This window comes from Agrobacterium sp. ST15.16.024 (assembly GCF_027956545.1).
Classification (GTDB): Bacteria; Pseudomonadota; Alphaproteobacteria; order Rhizobiales; family Rhizobiaceae; genus Agrobacterium; species Agrobacterium cucumeris.
The window spans coordinates 118845-141391 of sequence record NZ_JAQKGO010000008.1 but is presented as its reverse complement, the minus strand read 5'-3'; the positions used below and the strand labels follow the sequence as shown (position 1 = coordinate 141391).

General features: G+C 60.7%; 9 protein-coding genes. 8 read left to right on the top strand and 1 reads right to left on the bottom strand.

Features of this window, described 5'->3' with window-relative positions; genetic code table 11:
* Positions 1-2: 2 nt before the first annotated feature.
* Positions 3-2240 (bottom strand): AMP-binding protein, encoded by a 2238-nt coding sequence (locus PL640_RS20610; protein ID WP_271363378.1) that lies wholly within the window; start codon positions 2238-2240, stop codon positions 3-5.
* A 337-nt stretch (positions 2241-2577) separates the two neighbouring features.
* On the opposite strand from PL640_RS20610, the gene PL640_RS20605 reads away from it, so the two are divergent.
* Genes PL640_RS20605 through PL640_RS20570 form a run of 8 tightly spaced genes read left to right on the top strand, consistent with a single transcriptional unit; the run spans position 2578 to position 22537 of the window.
* Positions 2578-7146 (top strand): non-ribosomal peptide synthetase, encoded by a 4569-nt coding sequence (locus tag PL640_RS20605; RefSeq protein WP_271363311.1) that lies wholly within the window; start codon positions 2578-2580, stop codon positions 7144-7146.
* Entirely contained in the window at positions 7143-8039 is an 897-nt protein-coding gene (locus tag PL640_RS20600; RefSeq protein WP_271363309.1) for a class I SAM-dependent DNA methyltransferase, read from the top strand. The genes PL640_RS20605 and PL640_RS20600 overlap by 4 nt, the downstream gene beginning before the upstream one ends.
* Complete coding sequence (locus PL640_RS20595; protein WP_271363308.1) at positions 8036-9511, top strand: aspartate aminotransferase family protein; 1476 nt, start codon at positions 8036-8038, stop codon at positions 9509-9511. The genes PL640_RS20600 and PL640_RS20595 overlap by 4 nt, the downstream gene beginning before the upstream one ends.
* 14 nt (positions 9512-9525) lie before the next feature.
* Positions 9526-9765 (top strand): MbtH family protein, encoded by a 240-nt coding sequence (locus PL640_RS20590; RefSeq protein WP_110760101.1) that lies wholly within the window; start codon positions 9526-9528, stop codon positions 9763-9765.
* An 11-nt stretch (positions 9766-9776) separates the two neighbouring features.
* The gene (locus tag PL640_RS20585; RefSeq protein WP_271363306.1) at positions 9777-10295 is read left to right on the top strand and encodes a siderophore biosynthesis protein; all 519 of its coding nucleotides are present in this window, start codon (positions 9777-9779) and stop codon (positions 10293-10295) included.
* Complete coding sequence (locus PL640_RS20580) at positions 10292-10855, top strand: siderophore biosynthesis protein (RefSeq protein WP_271363304.1); 564 nt, start codon at positions 10292-10294, stop codon at positions 10853-10855. The genes PL640_RS20585 and PL640_RS20580 overlap by 4 nt, the downstream gene beginning before the upstream one ends.
* A 37-nt stretch (positions 10856-10892) precedes the next feature.
* Positions 10893-15326, top strand: coding sequence for a type I polyketide synthase (locus PL640_RS20575; RefSeq protein WP_271363303.1), 4434 nt, complete (start codon positions 10893-10895; stop codon positions 15324-15326).
* Positions 15323-22537, top strand: coding sequence for a non-ribosomal peptide synthetase (locus tag PL640_RS20570; RefSeq protein ID WP_271363301.1), 7215 nt, complete (start codon positions 15323-15325; stop codon positions 22535-22537). Before PL640_RS20575 ends, PL640_RS20570 begins: the two co-directional genes overlap by 4 nt.
* Positions 22538-22547: the final 10 nt, after the last annotated feature.

The window sequence follows — 22547 nt, the reverse complement described above, 5'->3', positions numbered from 1 at the left end:
GATTATTTTCGGCCTGTTCCAGCCTGCAGAAGCGATGACAGGGCAGCCAGTTCGGACGACAGGTCGCTTTCTTCCCCCGCTTCGTCCGACCGGGAATTCTGCGCCGGCGTCTCCTGCACTTGCGTCGTTACCTCGGGGGCGAGGAGATCACTGCACAGATGCTCCACCAGCGCATCGATCGTCGCATGCTCGAAAAACAGCGTCGGTTGCGTTCTGATACCCAATTCACGCTCCAGCGTCCCGGCAAGGCCGACAAGCGCCACGGAATCCAGTCCGAGATCAAAAAAACCGGCATTTGCAGCAGGTAGGGTTCCGGCAGGAAGACGGGAAAGCCATGAAACTTCTTCCCTGATCCACTGCCGAAGCAAAACCGGATGCCGGGATCGGTCAACCCGAGACAATTGTTGCGCCCAGTCGACAACCGCACCCGGATCGGCAACCGGCGTGAAACTCGCCTGTGGGGTGGCCTCCCAACGCTCGACCACCTTGAGATTGTCGTTCAGCAGATCCTGGCGGCAGGCAAAACGCCGGACCTTGCCGCTCGGCGTGCGCGGCAGGCTGCTGGGGCGGATGAGGACGATGGTGGCAAGCTTGAGCTTGTGAACACGGGAGATGGCCCCGCGAATGGCGTGCAGAACGGCTTCGGCATCCAGATTGCGCAGACCATCACGGGTAAGCTCGCAGACGAGACCGACCTGCTCCTCACCATCCACATCAAGCGCAAAAGCACCCGCCCGCCCCTGTGCGAGCGCGGCATGCGACGAGAAGGCGGTCTGTTCTATGTCCTCGGGGTGATGGTTCTGCCCCCTGATGATGATGAGATCCTTCAGACGACCGGTAATGAAATATTGCCCGTCATGGCGAAAGCCAAGATCGCCCGTGCGGCGCCAGCCACCCTCACCGGCAATTTTCTGGTCGAAACTTTCAGCGCTTGCTTTTGCCCTCGCCCAGTAACCGGGCGTGACATTCGGACCACGAATCCACAATTCGCCGACATGCCCATCGCCGAGCAGCCGGTTTTCCTCGGGCTCCATGACAACGATCTCGATATCCGCTCCGGGACGGCCGCAGGCCGCAAGTTCGATTGCATCATGCTCATCCGCACCAGCGGGGAGCAGCAGCGCCGTTCCCTGCTTTGCCAGCGTTTCACGCTCGAATCTCCGCAATTGCGGCGGATCAGACGGTGCATTTCCGGTCAGGAAAAGTGTGGCTTCGGCCTGGCCATAGCAGCAATAAAAGGCTTCGTGCCGAAAGCCATGGTCGGCAAACAGCGCGCTGAAGCGCCTCAGCGTATGCGGGCGCACCGGCTCCGCACCATTATAGGCGATCCGGACCGTGGAGAGATCAAGCTGCGCGGCGGCTTCTTCACTGTAGCGGTCGGCACAATGCTCATAGGCGAAATTCGGTCCGCCGATAATGGTTGCCCGGTTTTGCGTCGCCAGTTCAAGGAACCGCAGCGGCCGTCGCAGAAAGCTCGCAGGCGCCATGATCGACACCGGAAATCCGTTGAAGATCGGTGACAGGATGCCGTCGATCAGCCCCATGTCGTGATAATGGGGCAACCATGTCGCGGACCGATCCTCCGGGCCATAATGAAACGCAAGGCTGATCTGCCGCAGATTGGCCATCAGATTGGCATGCGTGACCATGACGCCTTTCGGGTCACTGGTCGAACCGGATGTATATTGCAGAAATGCAATCCGGCTGCCGTCGAGGACCGCTGGAAGGCTCGAGGAAGGCGTAAGATCCTGCAGCGGAATATTGGGATCGGCGCCTGAAGGCGCAAGGCAAAATCCATGGCCGACGGCCCTCTGAAGCGGTTCCAGCAGCTCCTTCAATTCGGCGGCGCACACTATTCCCGAGATGCCGGCGTCTTTCGCAATATGCAACCAACGGTGTATTCCCTCATTCCGCCGCGGCGCCGGGACAGGCACCGGAACGGCACCGGCATGCAGGCATCCGAGAAAGGCTGCGATGAAGGCGAGACCGGGCGAGTAAACGATGAGGACCCGGCCGCCCTGCCCGACAAGACCCGTTCTGGAAACCTCGTCGGAAACAATTTTAACGCGAGCACTCAGCTCTCCCCATGTCCAGCCATCACTGCGACTTTCGTCGATAGCACCTGGATCGTCAGGATAAAAACGGAAGGCCTCATCTGCTGGACGGTCGGCGGCGATGTCCTCAAGCCTATGTATTATTGTTATAAAATCTCTTTCCCCAGATGGCTTTCGAGCGAACATCGGTATGATCTGCATCTGAAAAAGCTCCTGACGTCGGGACATCAATATTCGCGACGAGCAACCATAGGATGCTCACCGTTCCAATTGCCCATACTTATCCGCCAGCGGCAGTCGTCGCTGCTCGCTGCGTCTCGATGACAACAATTACCTCTTGCATATAATTCTTGAATCGCCTAGTCAAGAATAAGAAATTGAAATTGACGACCGGTTTCAGGCAGCTGAATATGCAATTGATAGTTGTTTTGCCGATGAGAACACTGCTGCTTGACGCCAGCCTGAAAGGGCTTGTCGCTGGTTCTCCGGATGGCGTGAAGCCGATACAGCCAAGGGACGGCTTATGAATTACATCGAGCCAGTCGAAACCCTCATAACCCGGCTTCATCAAAACAATATCCGTGTCTGGATCGACGCCGGCAGCCTGAAATGCTCGGACCCTGACGGTCGCCTGAACGATGCCGTGATGAGCGAAATCCGGACCAGAAAAAACGACATTCTGGCATTCCTCAACATGGCGCACGCGGAGGCCGGTGCACCCGGCCAGAACAATATTCCTGCCCGCCACGAGACCTGCCCGCCGCTTTCATTCGCCCAGGAAAGACTGTGGCTGATCGACCAGATCTATCCGGGCTCTGCATTGCATCACATCTGCATTGCGCTCGACGTTCAAGGCACCCTCGACCTCGATGCGCTGAGGGCGGCGCTTGCCGCTGTCATGAACCGCCACGCGGTGCTTCGCGCCCGCATATACAGCGACAAGGGCGTGCCCGGACAAACCATATCCGCTGATTGTGACACGCCTTTTTCCGTCGTCAGTATTTCACCTGCCGATGCGGCAATCGAAGATGTCATTCATGCGGAAGCGAGCAGACCCTTCGATCTTGCCGCCGAACCGCCTATCCGCCTGCTCGTCGTCAAATGCGGCGATGGCCGCCATGTCCTCGTTTTTACGCTGCACCACATATGCGCCGACGGCTGGTCCACTGAAATCCTGCTGAGAGACCTTGGCGCGTTTTACAGCGGGCAGGTGTCCGGCAGCGCGACGCCGGAAGCTGCGTTGCCGATACAATATGGCGATTTTGCCACATGGCAGCGCCAGCATCTGGCGGCGGAAACGGCAGGAGCAATCGAGGAATTCTGGAAGCAGCACCTTTCGCAGCCTTTGCAGACAACGCAGCTGGTGACGGACATGGCGCGCACTGCAGGCCATGGCCATGCAGGTGAACTGCATGACTTCTCGATCGACAAAGCGACGGCCGATGCGCTGCGCAAGATTGCCGCAGCGCATGGCACGACGCTGTTCACAGCGCTTTTTACCGCCTTTAACCTGCTGATCCACCGCTATACCGGGCAGACCGATCTGGTGATCGGCACGCCCGTCGCCAGCCGCCCGCATGTGGAGACGGAAGATCTGGTCGGGCTGTTCGTCAATCCTCTTCCCGTCAGATCGCGTGTCGATCCCTTCGGCAATTTTGAAAAGGCCCTGCGGCAAACACATGAGACCCTGCAGCAGGTCATCAGCCATCAGGACATGCCGTTCGAGCGCATTGTCGATATGGTCGGCGTGCAACGCGACCCCGACAGCCACCCGCTGTTCCAGATAAAATTTCAGCTCGACGCAGCACCACGCGAGCGCATCCGGCTTCCCGGGCTGGAAATGCGCCGGCTGGCGCGCCAGGACAAGGTTTCGAGGCTCGACCTGTGCCTCGATCTACGCGAGACGGAGGCCGGGCTTTCCGGCACGGTCGAATACAAGACCGCACTGTTCTACGCCGAGACAATCGGCCGGTTCGCCAGCCATTTCCAGCAACTGCTGAAATCCATCATCGCCAACCCCTCCCTGCCGATCGCAACCCTTGCGCTTTTGACACGGGAAGAGCAGCAACAGCGGGCTTGCGACTTCAACAGCACGGCGCAGGAAAACGCTGGCCCGCACTACTTTCATGAGCTGTTCGAAGCACATGTGGCGCGCGCGCCGGACGCCGTGGCACTCATCATGCCGCGCGCGGAAACTGATGGCATCCTGACATATGGCGAACTCAACGCGCGCGCAAACAGGCTGGCGCGGCTGTTGCGGCATAAAGGCGTGACGTCGGAAACCGTCGTCGCCATCTCGTTGCCGCGCGGTTTCGACATGATCGTCGCCTGGCTTGCGGTCTGGAAAGCAGGCGGTGCCTATCTGCCTCTCGATCCGGATTATCCCGCGGAGCGGATTGGCGCGATGCTGTCGGATGCACGCGCCCGGCTTGTCGTCAGCCACAGCTCGATCGATCTCCCAGCGACAGCCGACCGGCTCAATCTGGATGAGGATGTCCCCCACGACGAACGCGCCGACAATCTTGAAACGGTGACGCATCCGTCACAGCTGGCTTATGTGATCTACACGTCGGGATCGACAGGCAAGGCAAAGGGCGTCCTTGTCGATCATAGCGGGTTGATCAATCTGACGAGGGACAAGATCCGCGCCTGCGACGTCAGGCCCGGCGATTGTGTGCTGCAATTCTTCAGCTTCAGTTTTGATGCCTCCATTCCCGAACTCGTCATGAGTCTCGGCGCCGGCGCCAGACTTCTCCTTCTGCCCGGATATGCGACGCTTCCCGGCGCCGAACTGGCCGATATCCTGCACACGCGACAGGTAACGCACCTGACGATGACGCCATCCGCCCTGCTTTCCCTGCCGGTCGACGATCTGCCATCGCTGCGCACCGTTCTGGTCGGGGGAGAGGTTCCGATGCCGGAACTCATCGAAAGATGGGGAAAGAACCGTCGTTTCATCAATGCCTATGGCCCCACCGAAACCACCGTCAATGCCAGCATGGTCGACATGGGAGGCGGGCGTGCCGGCCTGCCGGTGCTGAGGCCTGCGGCAAACAAGCAGCTCTATGTGCTGGATGATAATCTCGAGCTGTTGCCCTTCGGCGTGCCGGGAGAGCTTCATATCGGCGGCTGCGGCATTGCCCGCGGTTATCACGACCGGGCGGCGCTGACGGCCGAACGTTTCGTTCCCGATCCATTTGCCACAAACGGGAGAGCGGGCGTGCTCTACCGCACCGGCGATCGCGCCGTGCTGCTTGCCGATGGCCGGATACACGTGTCAGGGCGGCTGGACAGCCAGGTCAAGATCCGTGGATACCGCATTGAGCCCGGGGAAATAGAGGCCGGCCTGCTTGCCCACCCGTCCGTTGTTTCAGCGACTGTGGCGATACGTGACGACGGACGCGGCGGCAAAAGGCTCGCCGCCTATGCGGTTCCCCAAACCGATCAGGACGTGGCAACCAGACCCACGCCGTCGGAAATCCGCGCATGGCTGGCAAACCGCCTGCCGAAATTCCTTGTGCCCGACACGTTCGACTGGCTTGAGGCGCTGCCACTCACCGTGAACGGCAAGATCGATCCCTCAAGGCTTCCCGCGCCGCGCGCCGAAACCAACCCCGATGGCCGGGCGCCGGAAGGCGAAATGGAAACCCGGATAGCCAGCGCATTCGGGCATGTTCTGAATATTGATCAGGTTGCCGCAACCGATGACTTCTTCGCGCTTGGCGGCCACTCGCTGCTGGCCACGCGTTTCTGCGCCGTCGCAAAGGAAAAATTCGGGCTCGATATCGGCGTTCTCGATCTTTTCAACGCCTCCACGGTGGAAGCGCTGGCGAACCGTTTGCGGACCAGAGACGCCGGCAATAGCGGCAGCGACGAAGAAACCCTGCTGCTGAAGCGCGATATAAAGCTGGATGACGCAATCCGCCCGAGTGCGACGGCAAGAGCGGAAAGCGGCACCGCCCACGTCTTCCTGACGGGCGCGACCGGCTTTCTCGGCACCTATCTGCTCCACGAGCTGCTTCGCGACCCGGCGAGAAAAGTCACCTGCCTGGTGCGTGGCGATGACGGAATGAACCGCCTGCGGCAGGCCTTCCGGCAATATGACCTGCCCCAATCCGTGCTGACGGAGCGTGTGACGGCATTGTCGGGCGAGCTTTCCAAACCAAATCTCGGGCTAGCCGCGGCAGACTACGACCATATTGTCCGAAATGCCGATTGCATTTTCCACAATGGCGCGGAAGTGCACCATCTGCATCGGTATGAGTGGTTGCGCGAGACCAATGTGCTTGGAACCCGCGAAGTTCTGAAACTGGCCTGCGCCGGGGCGGGGCGGCATGTTCATTACATCTCGACACTCAGTGCGCTGACGCCGCGCCGCGGTTCCGGCAGCGATGCCGGGCCTGTGTGCGAACTGGAGAGCGTGGAAGGGTTTGCCCCACCCGCCGGCGGTTATAACCGGAGCAAATGGGTGGCGGAGCATCTCGTCAACGAAGCTGGAAAGCGGGGATTGCCGGTGACGATCTACCGGCCGGGAGCGATATCCGGCGACAGCGTTACCGGCGCCTTCAACGGCTCGGACATATTGTGCCGTCTGGTGCAGGCCTATCTCTACACCGGGACAGCGCCGGAAGGCGAAAGGCTGCTCGATATGCTGCCGGTCGACCATGTGGCCCGGGCGATTGTCCATCTCTCCGGCAAACAGGCTTCGGCGGGACAGGTTTTCCATCTCATTCACTCCTCCCCCGTTTCAAGCGCCCGGCTCTTCGAGGCCTGCGAAATGGAAGGGATCGAGCTTGAGCGGGTTTCGCAGCGGGAATGGCAGGACATGCTGGGCGATGTGGCGCGTGGAACGCCAGACCACCCGCTTTATCCATTGCTGGGACTGCTGCGCTCGCCTTCCGCCGCCGGCAAGAGCGATGAAAAACAGACACGCAACTTCGATTGCCAACTCACACAGGCGGCAATGTCCGACGCACCATTCCGCGAACCGGCACTGACATTCGAGCTTTTGCGAACATATCTGCGCGCATTTGCCAAGGCCAACTTTCTGAACGCGACGTCCGATGACGCGCGAAAGCAGGGTGAACGATGAGCACAGTCATATCAAGCGAAGCCGGCAATTACGATCATTGGGCCTGGCTCTACAACCACACGCTTGGCCCGCGCTATAGCGAGCAGAAGATCGAGCCCCTGGCACGGGCGGTTCTTTCGCAACTGCCCGACGGCGCTTCGGTTCTCGATCTCTGCTGCGGAACGGGACATCTTGCAAAGCTGATGGCTGCGCGCGGATATGCCGTGACCGGGCTGGATGGTTCGCAGGACATGATAAACCATGCCCGCGGCAATGCGCCCGATCTTGGATTCGTTCTGGGAGACGCAAGGGATTTCACCTTTGAACACCCCTTTGACGGCGTGGTGTGCACCAGCGCATCGTTGAACCACATCCAGAATACCGAAGACCTGCAGAAGGTTTTTTCAAGCGTTCGCCGTTGCCTGAAGGATAACGGAATTTTTGCTTTCGACATCAACCATCCCGGCCAGATGGTGCGCTACTGGCGCGATGTGCCGGCTGAGGGTGAACTCACCGACGATTATGCCTGGCTGATCACGCCTCGTTATAATTCACGGTCGAACGAGGGGTCCTTCACGGTTGAAATCCATACGAGGTCAAAAGAGGCGGGCTTCTCCCCAGTGGAGGCGGCATACAGGCTGGCGGCCCGGCTGCTTTCCAATCACCGGCGGCTCGCTCTCATCGCCCGCTTCGGCATTCCCGGAAAGAACTGGCAGCGTCACTCCGTGACCAACCCTGTTTGGGGGCACAATCTGGAAACCGTGACCGAACTTCTCCGGGCATCGGGCTTTTCGGTGAAAATGCGAAGCACCGATGGCGGTCCGGTGACCGATGAGAGAGCAGTCTACTTCCTCTGCACGAAGATTGCCGGCGACAGCGCGGGGCAGGAAGTCACACAGGAGGCCGTCGAATGAATATTCACAACAATGCCGGCCCAGCGACTGCCCCCGCGACCGACCCTGTCACCACAATCGTTGCCAGCTTCAATCTCAAGACACCGGGTTCGAAGCGCGCCGCCGCCTATAACCGGGATTTCCTTTCGGACAAGAGCTCGATCGGCCTTCCCTTCACGATGCAAACCAAAGAGGCCCTGTATCCCATCGTCGCCACCCACGCGGAAGGCGCCTATTTGCAGGACATCGACAACAACAGATATGTCGATATTCTCATGGGCCTCGGGACCAATCTCTTCGGCCATAATCCGTCCTTTATCCGCACGGCAATCGAAGCGCAGCTGGCCAAGGGCTTTGCACTTGGGCCGCAATCCGATCTGGCCGGCGAGACCGCGGAACTGTTTTGCCGCATCACCGGAAAAGACCGCGTCACATTCAGCAATACCGGCACCGAGGCCGTGCAGACGGCCATGCGCATCGCCCGTGCCGCAACGGGGCGCGACAAGATCGTGCTGTTCACAGGTTCGTATCACGGCCACTCCGACCCTGCCCTGCATAAGGCGACCAAACTTGAATATATCCGCAGGGGCGCGTTGCTGCGGTCTCATCCGGCATGGCTGGTGGCGCTGAAGCCGCTCCTGAAACGCATGGTGCTGACGAAAGCAGTTCCCGGCTTTTCGGGCGTCGCCCCTTCCTCCGCCCGCGATATCGTGCTGCTGGAATACGGCAATCCCCGTTCCATCGACTATATCAGGCGTCACGGCGAAAGCCTTGCCGGCGTGCTTGTCGAGCCTGTTCAAAGCAGGAACCCGGAACTGCAGCCGCGCGAGTTTCTGCATGAATTGCGAAGCGTGACTGAGAAGACCGGAAGCGCGCTGATATTCGACGAGATGATCACCGGCTTCCGCGTCGCTCCCGGCGGCGCGCAGTCCCATTTCGGCATAGATGCTGATATTGCCACCTATGGCAAAATCGCCGGCGGCGGATTGCCGCTGTCGCTCATCGCCGGCAAGGGGCGGTTCATGGATTTCGTTGATGGCGGAGCATGGGCTTACGGCGACAGCTCCTTCCCGAAAGTGGCCCCGACATTTTTTGCCGGAACCTATTGCCGCCATCCGCTGGCGCTCGCAGCCGCAAAGGCGGTTGCGACGCGGTTGCTGGAAGACGGACCGGCCCTGCAAGAAAGCCTCAACGCCAGGACCCAGGCATTCGTGGAACGGCTGAACGGCACGCTCAAAGATGCGGGGTTGCCCGTTGCGTTCATGAGCTTCGGTTCGTTCTTTGCCATATCCGCTGCCCGCAGCCGCATCTCACCGCAGGCTGTCACCATGCTTTCCTTCCTTCTTCTGACCTCCGGCGTTCACCTTCGTGCCGGAGATCGCGGCGGTTTTCTCTCAACCGCCCACAGCGATGACGACATCACCTTTGTTCACGACGCTGTTCTGCAAGGCCTGACGGCTCTGGCGGACCACCGTCTTCTCGACAGACATTGATCGGAGTGACCACCATGAGTTCCCAGACCCCGGCTGAAGACCTGCACTACAACGTCGTGATCAGCGACGAGGAGCGATATTCGATATGGCCGGTCTACAAGGCGGTACCGACAGGTTGGCGACCGAGCGGCTTTTCCGGATCGAAGCAGGCGTGCCTCGATCATATCGAGGTGGAGTGGACCGACATGCGCCCCTTGAGTTTGCGGCGGCTGATGGACGGCGAGGCCGTAAACACAACCAGCGTGCAAGAATAGGACGTGACCCCATGGACGATCAACCATGGCCAAGCCCGGTGCCCCGCGAGGACGCCGGACCGGACAGGGACTGGCTTGCGCAGGATGCCATTCTTGATCTGCTCCTGCCGGAGGCACTGGCACCGGTAATGGTGCCGGAAGAACACGAAAGAGCCCGCCTGCAGCACATCATCTGCGAGGCACTCGAAGCGTTCACGCTGCATCATTCCGAATGCCGCGCGCGCATCGCCGCGCTTCTGGGCAACATGGAAAAGCCGATGTCCGATCCCGGCGTCGTGGATATCAGCGGCCTGCCGCTGACGTCCTTTCACGCCAATGACTACGACCGGTATTTCCGCGTGAACCGCATTACCACGGCCCAGCCCGCCCATGTTCTGCTGCGCAGCTTCCTGCAGGTCGCGCTGTCGGTTACCGATCTTTTCTGCCGGGCGCCACACCTGTCGGAAAAGGCCGCCAAAGCCCAGTTTGATGGTTTTAAGGTTCATGCAAGGCTTCTTGCAAGGTGCTTTGGCGTGGAGTGTGCAAGATGACCATTGCTTCCCCCTCGCCTTCCCGGATCTGGCGCGAATTCCACTGGGCGTTTTTCATGAACGTGCAGGGGCTGGTTCTGTGCCTTCGTCGTTTCAATATGCAGATGCATGAGGGCAACCATGCCGAAGCAGACGGGGAATTGCGGGCCGCCGCGGTGCTTCTGCGCACATCTGCCAGCTCCATGGACCTCGCCGCCAGCTTCAGCAAGGCGGATTACGAAAATACCATCCGCGTCTCCATGACGCCGCCATCAGTCGAATCCGATGATTTCAGCGGGCTGATGTCGTTTGATCATGCCGTCCTCATTCAGGTCTGGCGTGAAATGAAGGACGTGTTCGCCACCCTGCCGGTCGAACTCCATGACGCACACGCGGAATTCGTCGCAGCCTACAAATATCTGGCGGAAGGGCATGTCGGCGTCTGCTCACGTTTCGTGGGCTCCGACGCCGGAAGCCTGCGATACGGCGACCGGAAGGCAATCGATACGCTCCAGCGTTTCGAACGCGGTCGCCTCGGCATGATCGATCCGCCCAAAAAAGGCTGCCCGTTCCACAAGTAACGTGCGTGTTCAATTTCTAATCCAGCGAGAACTGCATATGTCCGACTATACCAGCGCTTCAAACCAGGATCGGAATGCCTTTCGGGTCGCCGTCATCGGTATGGCAGGCCGCTTTCCGGGAGCCTCCGACATTGAGAGCTTCTGGGATAATCTGGTTCATGGCCGGGAGTCGGTCAAAGAATGGACCGACGAGGAACTCAGCGCGCTGGGTGTTCCGCCCGAGCAGCTCATCGATCCGGATTTCGTGCGGGCTTCAGCGCCGCTGGAGGGCGCCGACCAGTTTGACGCCGAATTTTTCGGCTACAGCCCCAGCGAGGCGGAGATTCTCGATCCGCAGCAGCGCCTGTTTCTCGAATGCGCCTGGGCGGCGCTGGAGCGCGCCGGATATCAGGGCGACACTTTCGACGGTTCCATCGGCGTCTATGCCTCGAGCGGCTTCAACACCTATCTTCTGAACCTGCACGCCAATGCCGCGGTGCGCCAATCGATCAGCCCCTTTGAACTGTTCGTCGCCAACGACAAGGATTTTCTGGCGACGCGCACGGCTTACAAGCTCAATCTGCGCGGACCTGCCATGACGGTGCAGACGGCCTGCTCCTCATCGCTTGTTTCCATCCATGTCGCGGCCCAGAGCCTCATTGCGGGCGAATGCGATATTGCGCTTGCGGGCGGCGTGACGGTTTCCCGTTCGCACGGATATGTAGCGCGCGAAGGCGGAATATTGTCTCCTGACGGGCATTGCCGGGCATTCGATGCGGATGCCGCCGGAACCGTTCCCGGCAGCGGCGTCGGCGTCGTCGTGCTCAAGCGTCTTGAAGATGCGCTTGCAGACGGCGACACGATCGATGCCGTCATCATCGGTTCAGCCATCAACAATGACGGCGCGCTGAAGGCGAGCTTTACCGCGCCGCAGGTGGACAGCCAGGCCATGGTCATAAGCGAGGCCCATGCAGCTGCGGGAATATCGGCCGATTCCATCGGTTATATCGAAGCGCATGGCACGGGAACATCGCTGGGCGACCCCATCGAGATCGCGGCGCTGACGCAGGCCTTTCGCAAGACGACGACGCGCACCGGATATTGCGCCATCGGCTCCGTGAAGACCAATATCGGCCACCTCGATACCGCCGCAGGCATTGCTGGTTTCATCAAGACCGTGCTTTGCCTCAAGCACGGCAAAATCCCCGCAAGCCTTCATTTCAAGCAGGCAAACGCTAAGATCGACTTCCCGGCAAGCCCCTTTGCGGTCAATACGGCCCTGCGAGACTGGGATGCGGTGGAAAGCCCCCGGAGAGCCGGCATCAGTTCTCTCGGTATCGGCGGAACGAATGCGCATCTGGTGCTGGAAGAGGCACCAACCGACGCAGGCGCGCGCGCCAAGACGCAACCGGCATCGCCGCAGCTTCTGGTATTTTCAGCGCGCAATGATGCAGCCCTCTCGGCACTGCTTTCGGCACAGGCGAAAGCGTTCGAGGCGAACCCGGAACTTGCGATCAACGACGTTGCCTTCACGCTGCGTCATGGCCGGAAAGCTTTCAGCCATCGCCAGTCGCTGATTGCGGATGATCTGGCGTCAGCCGCAACGGAACTGCACCGTCTTGCTGCGCAAAAACCATCCATTGCCGGCGGCACGCCGTCCGCGGTTTTCCTGTTTCCCGGACAGGGAAGCCAATATGCCGGAATGGGCAAGGATCTCTACGAGCGGGTGGAGCTTTTCCGTGCGCCTTTCGATGCCTGCGCGGATCGTCTTTCCAAGATCATGCAACGCGATTTCCGCGCTGATCTCTTTGCCGGACATGAGGATATCCATAATACGGATTTTGCCCAGCCGGCGCTGTTTGCCGTGGAATATGCCCTTGCAAAGGCATGGATGGCGCGGGGTGTGATACCGCAGGCGCTCCATGGCCACAGCATCGGCGAATATGTAGCTGCCTGCCTGGCGGGCGTCTTCGATCTGGATACGGCACTTTCGCTTGTGGTGGCGCGCGGCCGGTTGATGCAACAGGCCGCCCCCGGTGCAATGCTTGCGGTCGTTCATCCCGACGCGCCGATCGACCGCTGGCTTAACGCGGACATCGCCCTGGCGGCCAGCAATGCGCCGGGCCTCAGCGTCGTTTCAGGCAGTACGGACGCCATCGCAAGGCTCGAAACGGAACTCAAACAGGCACGTTACGTGACGCGGCGGCTGAAGACCGGACATGCGTTCCATTCGCCGATGATGGCGCAGGCCGCAGCGCGCTATCTGGAGGAACTGCGAAATGTCAGGCTTTCCCCGCCATCCATTGCGATGATCTCCAATGTGACGGGAACCTGGCTGAGCGCCTCGCAGGCGACGGATCCGAATTACTGGGCCAGACATCTGGAACAGACCGTGCGTTTCGACGAGGGGATGCGAACCCTTCTCGGCATCGACAATACAGTCTTCATCGAGGCCGGACCCGGCTCGGCACTGTCGGGTCTCATCAGCGAACAGGCTATCGCGGAAGACCGGATCATACCGTGCCTTGGCCGTGCCAGACCGGAAAACGAGACGGGCCAGTACCTTGCCGCACTGGGACAATACTGGCGGACCGGGGGACATCTCGACTGGCAGGCCGTATCGGCTGAAGGCAGCCGCGTGCCACTCGCTACCTATCCGTTTCAGGGGCAGCGTTACTGGATTTCCGCCCAGACGGCAGAAAACCAGGCGCCCGCCTCCACCGCCGTCGACAGCGCCAGAATCTATCGTCCGACATGGCAGCGCCTGCCGGCGGCAACCCCGGCAGATTGCAGAAACCGCCGTGTCCTGATCCTTGATGAAGGACGCATCGGCAAATCCCTCGCCGCACGGCTGGAAGGCGCCGGCGCTCAGGCCTATCGCGCCATTGAAGGCGACAGGTTCGACGAGTGCGATTTCCGCTGCTTCAGCCTTGCCGGACATTCCGCGGCGGATTTTGCCCGGCTGCTCGAGACTCTCGGCGAACGCGGGGCTCTGCCACAGGACATCCTATATCTCTGGCCGCTGAAGCCCGGCCGGCGGGACGAGGTTACGACCCTGCTCAATCTCGTGCGGGCGCTCACCGCACAGGGGCACAAAAGTAATCTGACGCTGGTGACCAATGGCGCAACGGATGTCACCGGTCTGGAAAATCTCGACGAGCTGCAGTCTCAGTTGCCGGGCATCCTGAAGGTTGCGGGCCAGGAATATGAAGATCTGACCTGCAGGCACATCGATATCATGGTGGCGCAGGACATGGCGGATCAGGCGATTGCGGACCGCCTTCTGGCGGAATTCAACGGAAGCGGTCCAGTGGTCGCCATAAGGGGGCCGCATCGCTGGTCGCATGGATTTGCGCCGCTCGACCTGCCTGAACCGCAGGCAGCCGCCCGCCTGAAGAAAAACGGCATTTATGTCGTGATCGGCAATATCGCCGAAGGTGTCGGCACTGTCTGGCTGGATCATCTGGCGAAAATATCTGGCACACGCCTGTCCGTGCTGCACTCCATCAAGGATGCGGAGACCGCCATTCAGTTGGACGCAGCTCTCGATACGCGCCGGATCGACTGCAATGATCCGGTTGCCATCGGCGCGGCACTCGATGAGGTGGTTTCGAGGCATGGCCGGATCGACGGAATTTTTCTGAGCATGCCTCAGGCAAACCGGCAGGCGGCAGCGCCGCTCTCAATGATGGACGACACGCATCTCAGTTACAATGAAGCGGTTCGCATCGCGCCGCTGCAGGCGCTCATAAAGGCGATGGAGCAACGGCGGGCAGGTTTCTGCTGCATCCAGTCATCGCTTGCAACCGTCATCGGCGGTGTGGGCTTGGCCGCCTATGCATCGGGATATCAGGCGGTGGAGCTGCTTGTGGCTGCCCAGTCGCGCAGCGCGAGAATGCCCTGGTTCGCCATTGGTTATCCGCTCATTGATGTGCTGGCCACCGGCAAACGTTCATCGCTCGACACCAACGCCTATGCGGTTGCCTCTGATGATGCCTGGGACCTGACGAGAAGGATCATCGAGAACGGCATTACCGGCACAACGATGCTTTCGCGCAGCGACATCACCGTTGCCCCGACGGCGGTCAAGAAGGCGCAGCTGTCGAAAGCGCCTGTTTCGGGGCGCGCAAGGCCGGCGATGTCCACACCCTTCATCGCCCCACGCACCCACACCGAAACCACAGTCGCGGGCATTTTCGAAGAACTGATCGGCGTGAGCGGGATCGGCGTCGATGACGGGTTTTATGAGCTGGGCGGCCACTCGCTTCTGGCCATCCGCGTTGTCGCCAAGCTCAGGGAAACATTCCCGGTCAAGATCGAAATGCGCGAACTCCTCTTCGAAAACCCGACGGTCGCCCGCGTGGCGAGCATGATTACCGCCCATATGCCTGATGAAGGCGACCTGGACGAGATGGCAGCGCTGTTGATGGAAATCGAAAGCCTTTCCGACAGTGAAGTCCAGAGCGCGCTTGGAGGAGCAGAAGCACGATGAACGAATTCTACGCCAAACTCGCGAACCTTTCACCCGAGCGCCGTCGCCTGATAGAGCAGCGTCTTGCCGAGCGGGGATATCAGTCGGCTCTCGACTCTGTCATTCCGGGACGCGAGGAAGGCGATGGTGATCGGCCCCTGTCCTTTGCGCAGCAACGCCTGTGGTTCATGCAGCAGCTTGAACCTGACAACACGGCTTACAATATGCGCAGTATCCTGCGGTTTCGCGGAAAACTCGACAGGACGGCGCTGGAAGAGGCGCTGGCGAAGGTCGTACAACGGCATGAACCGCTGCGAACGCGCTTCATTCCCGGCGCCGACGGCTTTCCGGAGCAGGATATTCTGGCGGTCGGCGACGCGGCAATCGAATTCCTCGACCTCACGCAGGGCACCGATGCGGAAGCCGCAGCCAAACAGCACATCCTGCAACGGCTTTCCGAACCCTGTGACCTGAGAAATCCGCAATTGCGCGCAATGCTGGTGCGCCTTTCGGCCGAAGATCATCTGCTGGCGGTCGGGCTGCATCACATCGCCGGCGACCGGTGGTCGATGACCGTGCTCGCCCGTGACCTCGCGGGCTTCTACAAGGAGACGACCGGCCAGTCACACCATCTGCCTGATATTCGCGTTCAATATGCCGACTGGGCGATCTGGCAGGGAAAGATGCTGCGCGGCCCGGTGCTTGAAAACCAGCTCGCATACTGGAAAAAGGCGCTCGGAACGGATCTGCCGGTGCTGGACCTGCCATTCGACCGTCCGCGACCGGCCATCGCCACTTTCTTCGGCGCACAATTTGCGGTTTCCGTCGACCCTGCACTTTCAGGACAACTGAGGGCGCTGGCACGGGCACATAATGTCAGCCTCTACGTTCTGCTTCTCTCCGCTTTCAAACTGGTGCTGCATCTCTATTGCGACAGCGACGACATCGTCGTGGGCAGCGAAGTCGCAAACCGCGACCGGCCGGAAACCCAGGCGATGATCGGCCCTCTGGTCAACACGCTGGTGCTGCGTACCGATCTTGCGGGTAATCCGGATTTCTCCGGCCTGCTGCAGCGCGTCGGCGAGACCGTCCGCACCGGTCTGGCGAACCAGGACGTGCCTTATGAGCGGATCGTCGAGGCTCTCAATCCAAAACGCTCCCTGTCCGAGATGACGCCGCTGTTTCAGGCAAAATTCGATCTTCAGCACAATCTGGCAAGATTGCCTGAACTCGACGGTCTTGCCATCGAGACACTGCGCCTGCCCGATGGTGCTGCAAAAAACGAAATCCGCTTCAACCTCGAGGACAATGACCCCGACATCGGCGGCAAGATCGAATATGCAACCGATCTCTTCAATGAGGAGACGGTTGCTACGATCTGGCGGCGTTTCGAACATGTATTGCGCACGATCGCCGAGGACCCCGCCCGCCGGATATCGGAATTCTCCCTTCTTTGCGACGACGAGCAGCAGGAGCAGATCCGCCGGTCTGCCGGTCAGGCTCTTGCACCCAACGGGCTTTGCCTGCACGAGATGCTGACGGCGCAGGTGGCGCGTACACCGGAAAAATCCGCAGTGGCCAGCGAACATGGCGGCCTCACCTATCGGGAGCTCGATCAGCGAAGCGACGCGATTGCCGCTGCGCTCGCCGCCGGCGGGTTTGGCCGCGGCTCCATCGTCGGGGTCTGCATGCAGCGCACGCCGGATCTCATCGCGGCCCTGTTCGGTGTGTTGAAAGCCGGCGCGGCCTATGTGCCGCTCGACCCGGACTATCCGTCCGAGAGGCTTGCCTTCATTGCACGGGATGCGGCCATCAGGGTCGTCCTGACGGATAGCGACCGGCTGGCATTCGACGCCACGGATGAACTGACCCTCCTTGAGGTCGGCAAACTTCCCGATGCGGTCTTTTCCGCCGCTCACGCCTGCGATCCGGCCGATCTCGCCTATATCATCTATACATCAGGCTCGACGGGACGACCGAAGGGCGTGGCGATCACGCATGGCAATGCCGCCGCCCGCATGCAGTGGACCGGCAGCAATTTCACCGGTGACGAGCTGGCAGGTGTCCTGGCATCGACCTCAGTGTGCTTCGATCTCTCCATATTCGAGATTTTCGGCACGCTTTCCTGCGGCGGCCAGGTGGTTCTGGCCAACACGCTCTTCGATCTGCCGCGTTTGCAGCATGTCGCCGAGGTCAGCCTGATCAACACCGTTCCGAGCTTGCTGCGCGAATATCTGCGCCACGACACGCTTCCGACATCCGTTCGCACCATCAATCTCGCCGGGGAGCCGCTGCCGCCGGTCCTGCTTGAAGAACTGGCGAAGAAGGCACCGCAGGCGCGCATACACAATCTCTACGGGCCTTCGGAAGATACGACCTATTCGACTGGTGCGATGGTTTGCGCCGTCACCGGGGAAAAAACGGTTTCCATCGGCGCACCCCTGCCCGGAACGGAAGCCTATGTCCTCGACCGTGCCGGACGTCTCCGGCCTGACGGTCTTGCGGGCGAACTTTATCTCGGCGGAGCCGGCGTCACCCGCGGATATCTGCGACGCCCGGGCCAGACGGCCGAGCGTTTCGTTCCCGACGCTTTTTCCGGCAGGTCGTCCGCCTATCTCTACCGCACCGGCGACCGGGTCAGACGCCGCGCGGATGGCGCGCTGGAATTCCACGGACGTCTCGATAATCAGGTCAAGATCAGGGGCCTGCGGATCGAGACCGGCGAGATCGAGCACCGGCTTGAGGATATCGATGGCGTCAACGAGGCCGTCATTGCAGTCATAGGCGATGAAGCAAGCCCGGAACGCCAGCTGGCCGCCTATATTTCACTCGATGCTGGGCGACAGCTGACGGTGGACGACATCCGCTCTGCACTGGCAAGGCAGCTGCCCTCCCACCTCGTCCCGGCCTTATGGACCATCCTGCCGGCCATGCCGCATCTGCCGAACGGCAAGATTGACCGGAGCGCCCTGCGCGCACTTGAAATAAAGACGCCAGAGGGAAGCGGTACCGCGCCGCGAAACCATGTTGAGGAACGGCTTGCAGCCATATGGCAGGACGTCCTTCAAACCAGCATGATCGATGTCGAGCGCAGCTTCTTCGAGATGGGTGGTCACTCACTCCTCGCTATCAGGATCATTGCCCGCATCAAGGCCGATTTCGGGGTTTCACTGCCGCTGAAGGCAATTTTCGAGACACCGACAATCGCTGGGCTGGCAAACCGGCTTGATAATGAGGCCGCGGACGCCCTCAGCGTCGACGGGCTTGCGGTGGTCCATAATCCTGAAGACCGCCATGAGCCGTTTCCGCTGACGGATATCCAGCATGCATACTGGATCGGCCGCAACCAGGGTTTCGAACTCGGCAGCGTCGGTTCCCACGGCTATCGGGAATTCGATATCGACAATCTCGATACCGGTGCGCTGGAAAACGCCATAAACGGTCTTGTCGCGCGCCACGACATGCTGCGCGCGATCGTTGATGCCGACGGGCGGCAGCGCGTGCTGGCAGACGTTCCCCATTACGCGCTGCCGGTCGTGGACCTGCGTGATGCGGCCGATCGGGCCACGTGCCTGTTGGACATCAGAAACAGGCTGTCTCACAATATTTTCAAGGCGGACCGCTGGCCGCTGTTTCACATCGAAGCTGCCCGGCTCGATGAAAAAACGACGAGGCTGTTCGTCAGTTTCGATGTTCTCATCGGTGACGCCTGGTCGCTGAAATTGATGGGTACCGAGCTCGCGGCGCTCATGCAGAAACGCGCGCTTCCCGAAATCGGACTGACATTCCGGGATTATGTTCTGTTTGAGAAATCCGCGCATAACAGTGCAGCCTATGAGCGGGCGCGGGAGCACTGGTCTGCCCGGATAGCCGCCCTGCCAGCCTCACCGGATCTGCCGCTGGCATGCAACCCATCGCAGATCGAGCATCCGCGCTTCACGCGTCGCCGGAGCCGGCTTGCCGCGAAAGACTGGTCACGCTTCAAGGAACTGGCCCAGAGCGCCGGCCTCACCCCGACAGCCGCGATCATGACGATCTTTGCGGAGGTTCTGGCGCGCTGGAGCAGGCGTCAGGATTTCACCCTCAATCTCACCGTCTTCAATCGCGAGCCGGTTCATCAGGACGTGGAAAGGATCGTCGGCGATTTCACGGCGTCACTCCTGCTGGGGCTCGATTTTTCGGCCCGCGCCGACTTCACCACGCGTGCCCGTCAGGTTCAGTTGCGCCTGATGGAAGATCTGGAACACCGGCTTTTCAGCGGTGTTTCCGTGCTTCGCGAACTGGCGAAACAGAACGGCCGCTCCGGCGGCGCCCTGATGCCCGTGGTTTTCACCAGCGTTCTGGGCCAGTCATCGAGAGACGACAACGCTCCACGTCTCGATACCCGACTGGTGGACAGTGTCAGCCAGACGCCGCAGGTCTATCTCGACCATCAGGTTTCCGAAGATCAGGGCGAGCTCGTCTATAACTGGGATGCGGTCGAGGAACTCTTTCCGCCTGCCATGCTGGACATGATGTTTGCCGCCTATGAGACCCTGCTGCGGGCGCTGGCCAGCGACGACGCGGCATGGCAGACCGAGCCTGATATCGTTGATTGCCAGGCGTTCGAAACGCTGAACAACAGGGCGAAAATCGCGCTTCCCGACGACACGCAGCTCCTGCATGAGGCATTTTTCGAGAGAGCTGCGGAAAGCCCTGACAAGATCGCCGTCTGCGCAGGCGGCATCGAACTGACCTACGGACAGGTGGCCGAACGGGCGCTGGCGCTGGCGGCTGATCTGCAGAAGGCCGGAGCAGGTCCGAATGACCGGGTTGCCGTTTCTCTGCCGAAGGGCGCAGGTCAGGTGATCGCCTGCCTCGGTATTCTGGCAAGCGGCGCGGCCTATGTGCCTGTTGACCCCGACCTGCCTGCGCAGCGGCGTTTCGAGCTTGTGGAAGACACGGCGGCCGATCTCGTCATCGCCGAAGGAGGCGACTGGCCGCAGCGGGTAACCGTGATCGCGGTCCCCGAAGATGGCGGAGCCAGACCTTCACCGTCAGTGACCAAACCATCGGATCTCGCCTATATCATCTTCACCTCGGGCTCGACCGGCAAACCGAAAGGCGTCATGATCGATCATCGCGGTGCGCTGAATACGATCCTCGACATCAATCGCCGCTTTGGCGTTTCCACTGAGGACCGGGTTTTCGCGCTCTCGTCGCTGAGCTTCGATCTTTCGGTCTACGATATATTCGGTCCGCTTGCGGTTGGCGGCGCCATCGTCATTCCCGTACGCGAGGAAGTGTCGGATAATGCCCGCTGGATGAAGCTTCTACTGCAACATCGGGTGACTGTATGGAACTCGGTGCCGGCCCTTGCGCAATTGCTGCTGGCCGAGCTGCCGGCGCTCAAGGAAAAACCACCCCTGCGCCTGATCATGATGAGCGGAGACTGGATTCCCGTCAGCCTGCCTCCCTCCCTGAAAGCACAATTGCCAGATGCCGATCTCATCAGCCTCGGCGGGGCAACCGAAGCTTCCATCTGGTCGATTTTCCACCCGATCGGCGAAACACTGCGGGACTGGACGAGCATCCCCTATGGCCAGCCGCTGGCGAACCAGCGCTGGTATGTCCTCGATGATCAGGGGCGGCCCTGCCCGCCATGGGTCACCGGCCGGCTATTTATCGGCGGCATCGGTGTCGCGCGTGGTTACTGGGGGCGGCCGCAGCTGACCGCCGATCGCTTCATTCCCGACAGTTTTGCGGACGAAGAAGAGGCTGGAAATGGCGCGCTGCTGCTTTACGAAACCGGCGATCTCGGGCGGCTGCGGCCGGAGGGACTGCTGGAGTTTCTGGGGCGTGAAGATTTCCAGGTGAAGGTCAACGGCTTCAGGATCGAGCTCGGGGAAATCGAGACCGCGCTGCTGCAAAATGAAAATGTCGCCGAAGCCGTGGTAACGACGACAGGCCAGCCACCTGCCCTCGTTGCCTATATCGTTCCAGATACCCAAGGCAGCCTCATCGGCAAACTGGAAGCGAAGGCCGGCCGGTCAGGTGATGGCGGCTTGGCCGATGGCAGATTGGGCGATGCCGGAAGGACCATCGATTTGGCCACGCCGGACGGCCTGTTCCACGAAGCGATCGCCCGGCAAAGTCATCGCCGGTTTTTGACCGCCCCGGCAGAGCTTCAGAGCGTCGGCCATCTGCTCGCCAGCATAAGGGCCTTCAATGTCCCCGGCACACCGCTGAAAAAGGCGCTTTACCCGTCAGCGGGCGGACTTTATCCGGTTCAGACCCATATTCTGGTCCAGGACGGCCGGATCGACGGGCTGTCCGCCGGCTGGTATCGTCATCATCCCGCCGAACACCGGCTGGAATTTCTGGCGGCCGTTTCGCAGGAACAGATCGCGGCAATCGCTGGCAAAAGCGACGATATCGTCAGGCAAAGCGCTTTCCTCGTGGTTTTCGCCGGCCTCAAGGCGGCCATGGCGCGCAGCTACGGGCAAAAGGCCAGAGACTTCTGCCTGCTGGAAGCCGGCCATATGGCGCAGGTGATGATGCTGCATGCACCGCGTCTCGATATCGGCCTGTGCGCGGCCGGCGGCGTCGATCTGACCGCCATCGCATCGGCACTGGCAACCGAAGAAGATGAGGAGCCGCTTTACGTGCTGGCCGGCGGTTCCATCGATCCCGCATGGAGCACACAGTGGCAGGCATCCGCTCAAATCCGGGGTGAAACCCTCTCTGAGCGGCTGCGCGCCTTTCTTGCCGCAAAACTTCCCGCCTATATGGTCCCGCGCGAATTCGTGATCATGGAGCGGTTGCCTCTCAGCGCCAACGGCAAGGTTGACCGAAAGGCCCTGCCCGCACCGGGCGCGAGAGCACACCACAGCGTTGCTCCGGCAACGGAAAACGAGGCCGCATTGCTGGCGATCTGGCACGAGCTCCTGTCCAGTAACAGCGCCGGCGTGGAGGACAACTTCTTCGAAGCGGGCGGCGATTCCCTGACGATCATGCAGCTGCTGTCGCGCATAAGGCAGGAGTTTTCGGTGCACCTGACGCTCGCTCAGCTCTTCGGGGCCACCACCGTCAAAGCCCAGTCGGAATTGCTCGACTCTCTTTCACCGTCCCTGCCGGGCGGCGTGGAGGCGGGAATTTCCCCGATCGCCGCGCAGACATCCGTAAGCGACCTTTCCGATGATGACGTGGATAAAATGCTGGAGCAGCTGCTCTCCGGCCAAAAGGACCAGTAGACGTGAACAC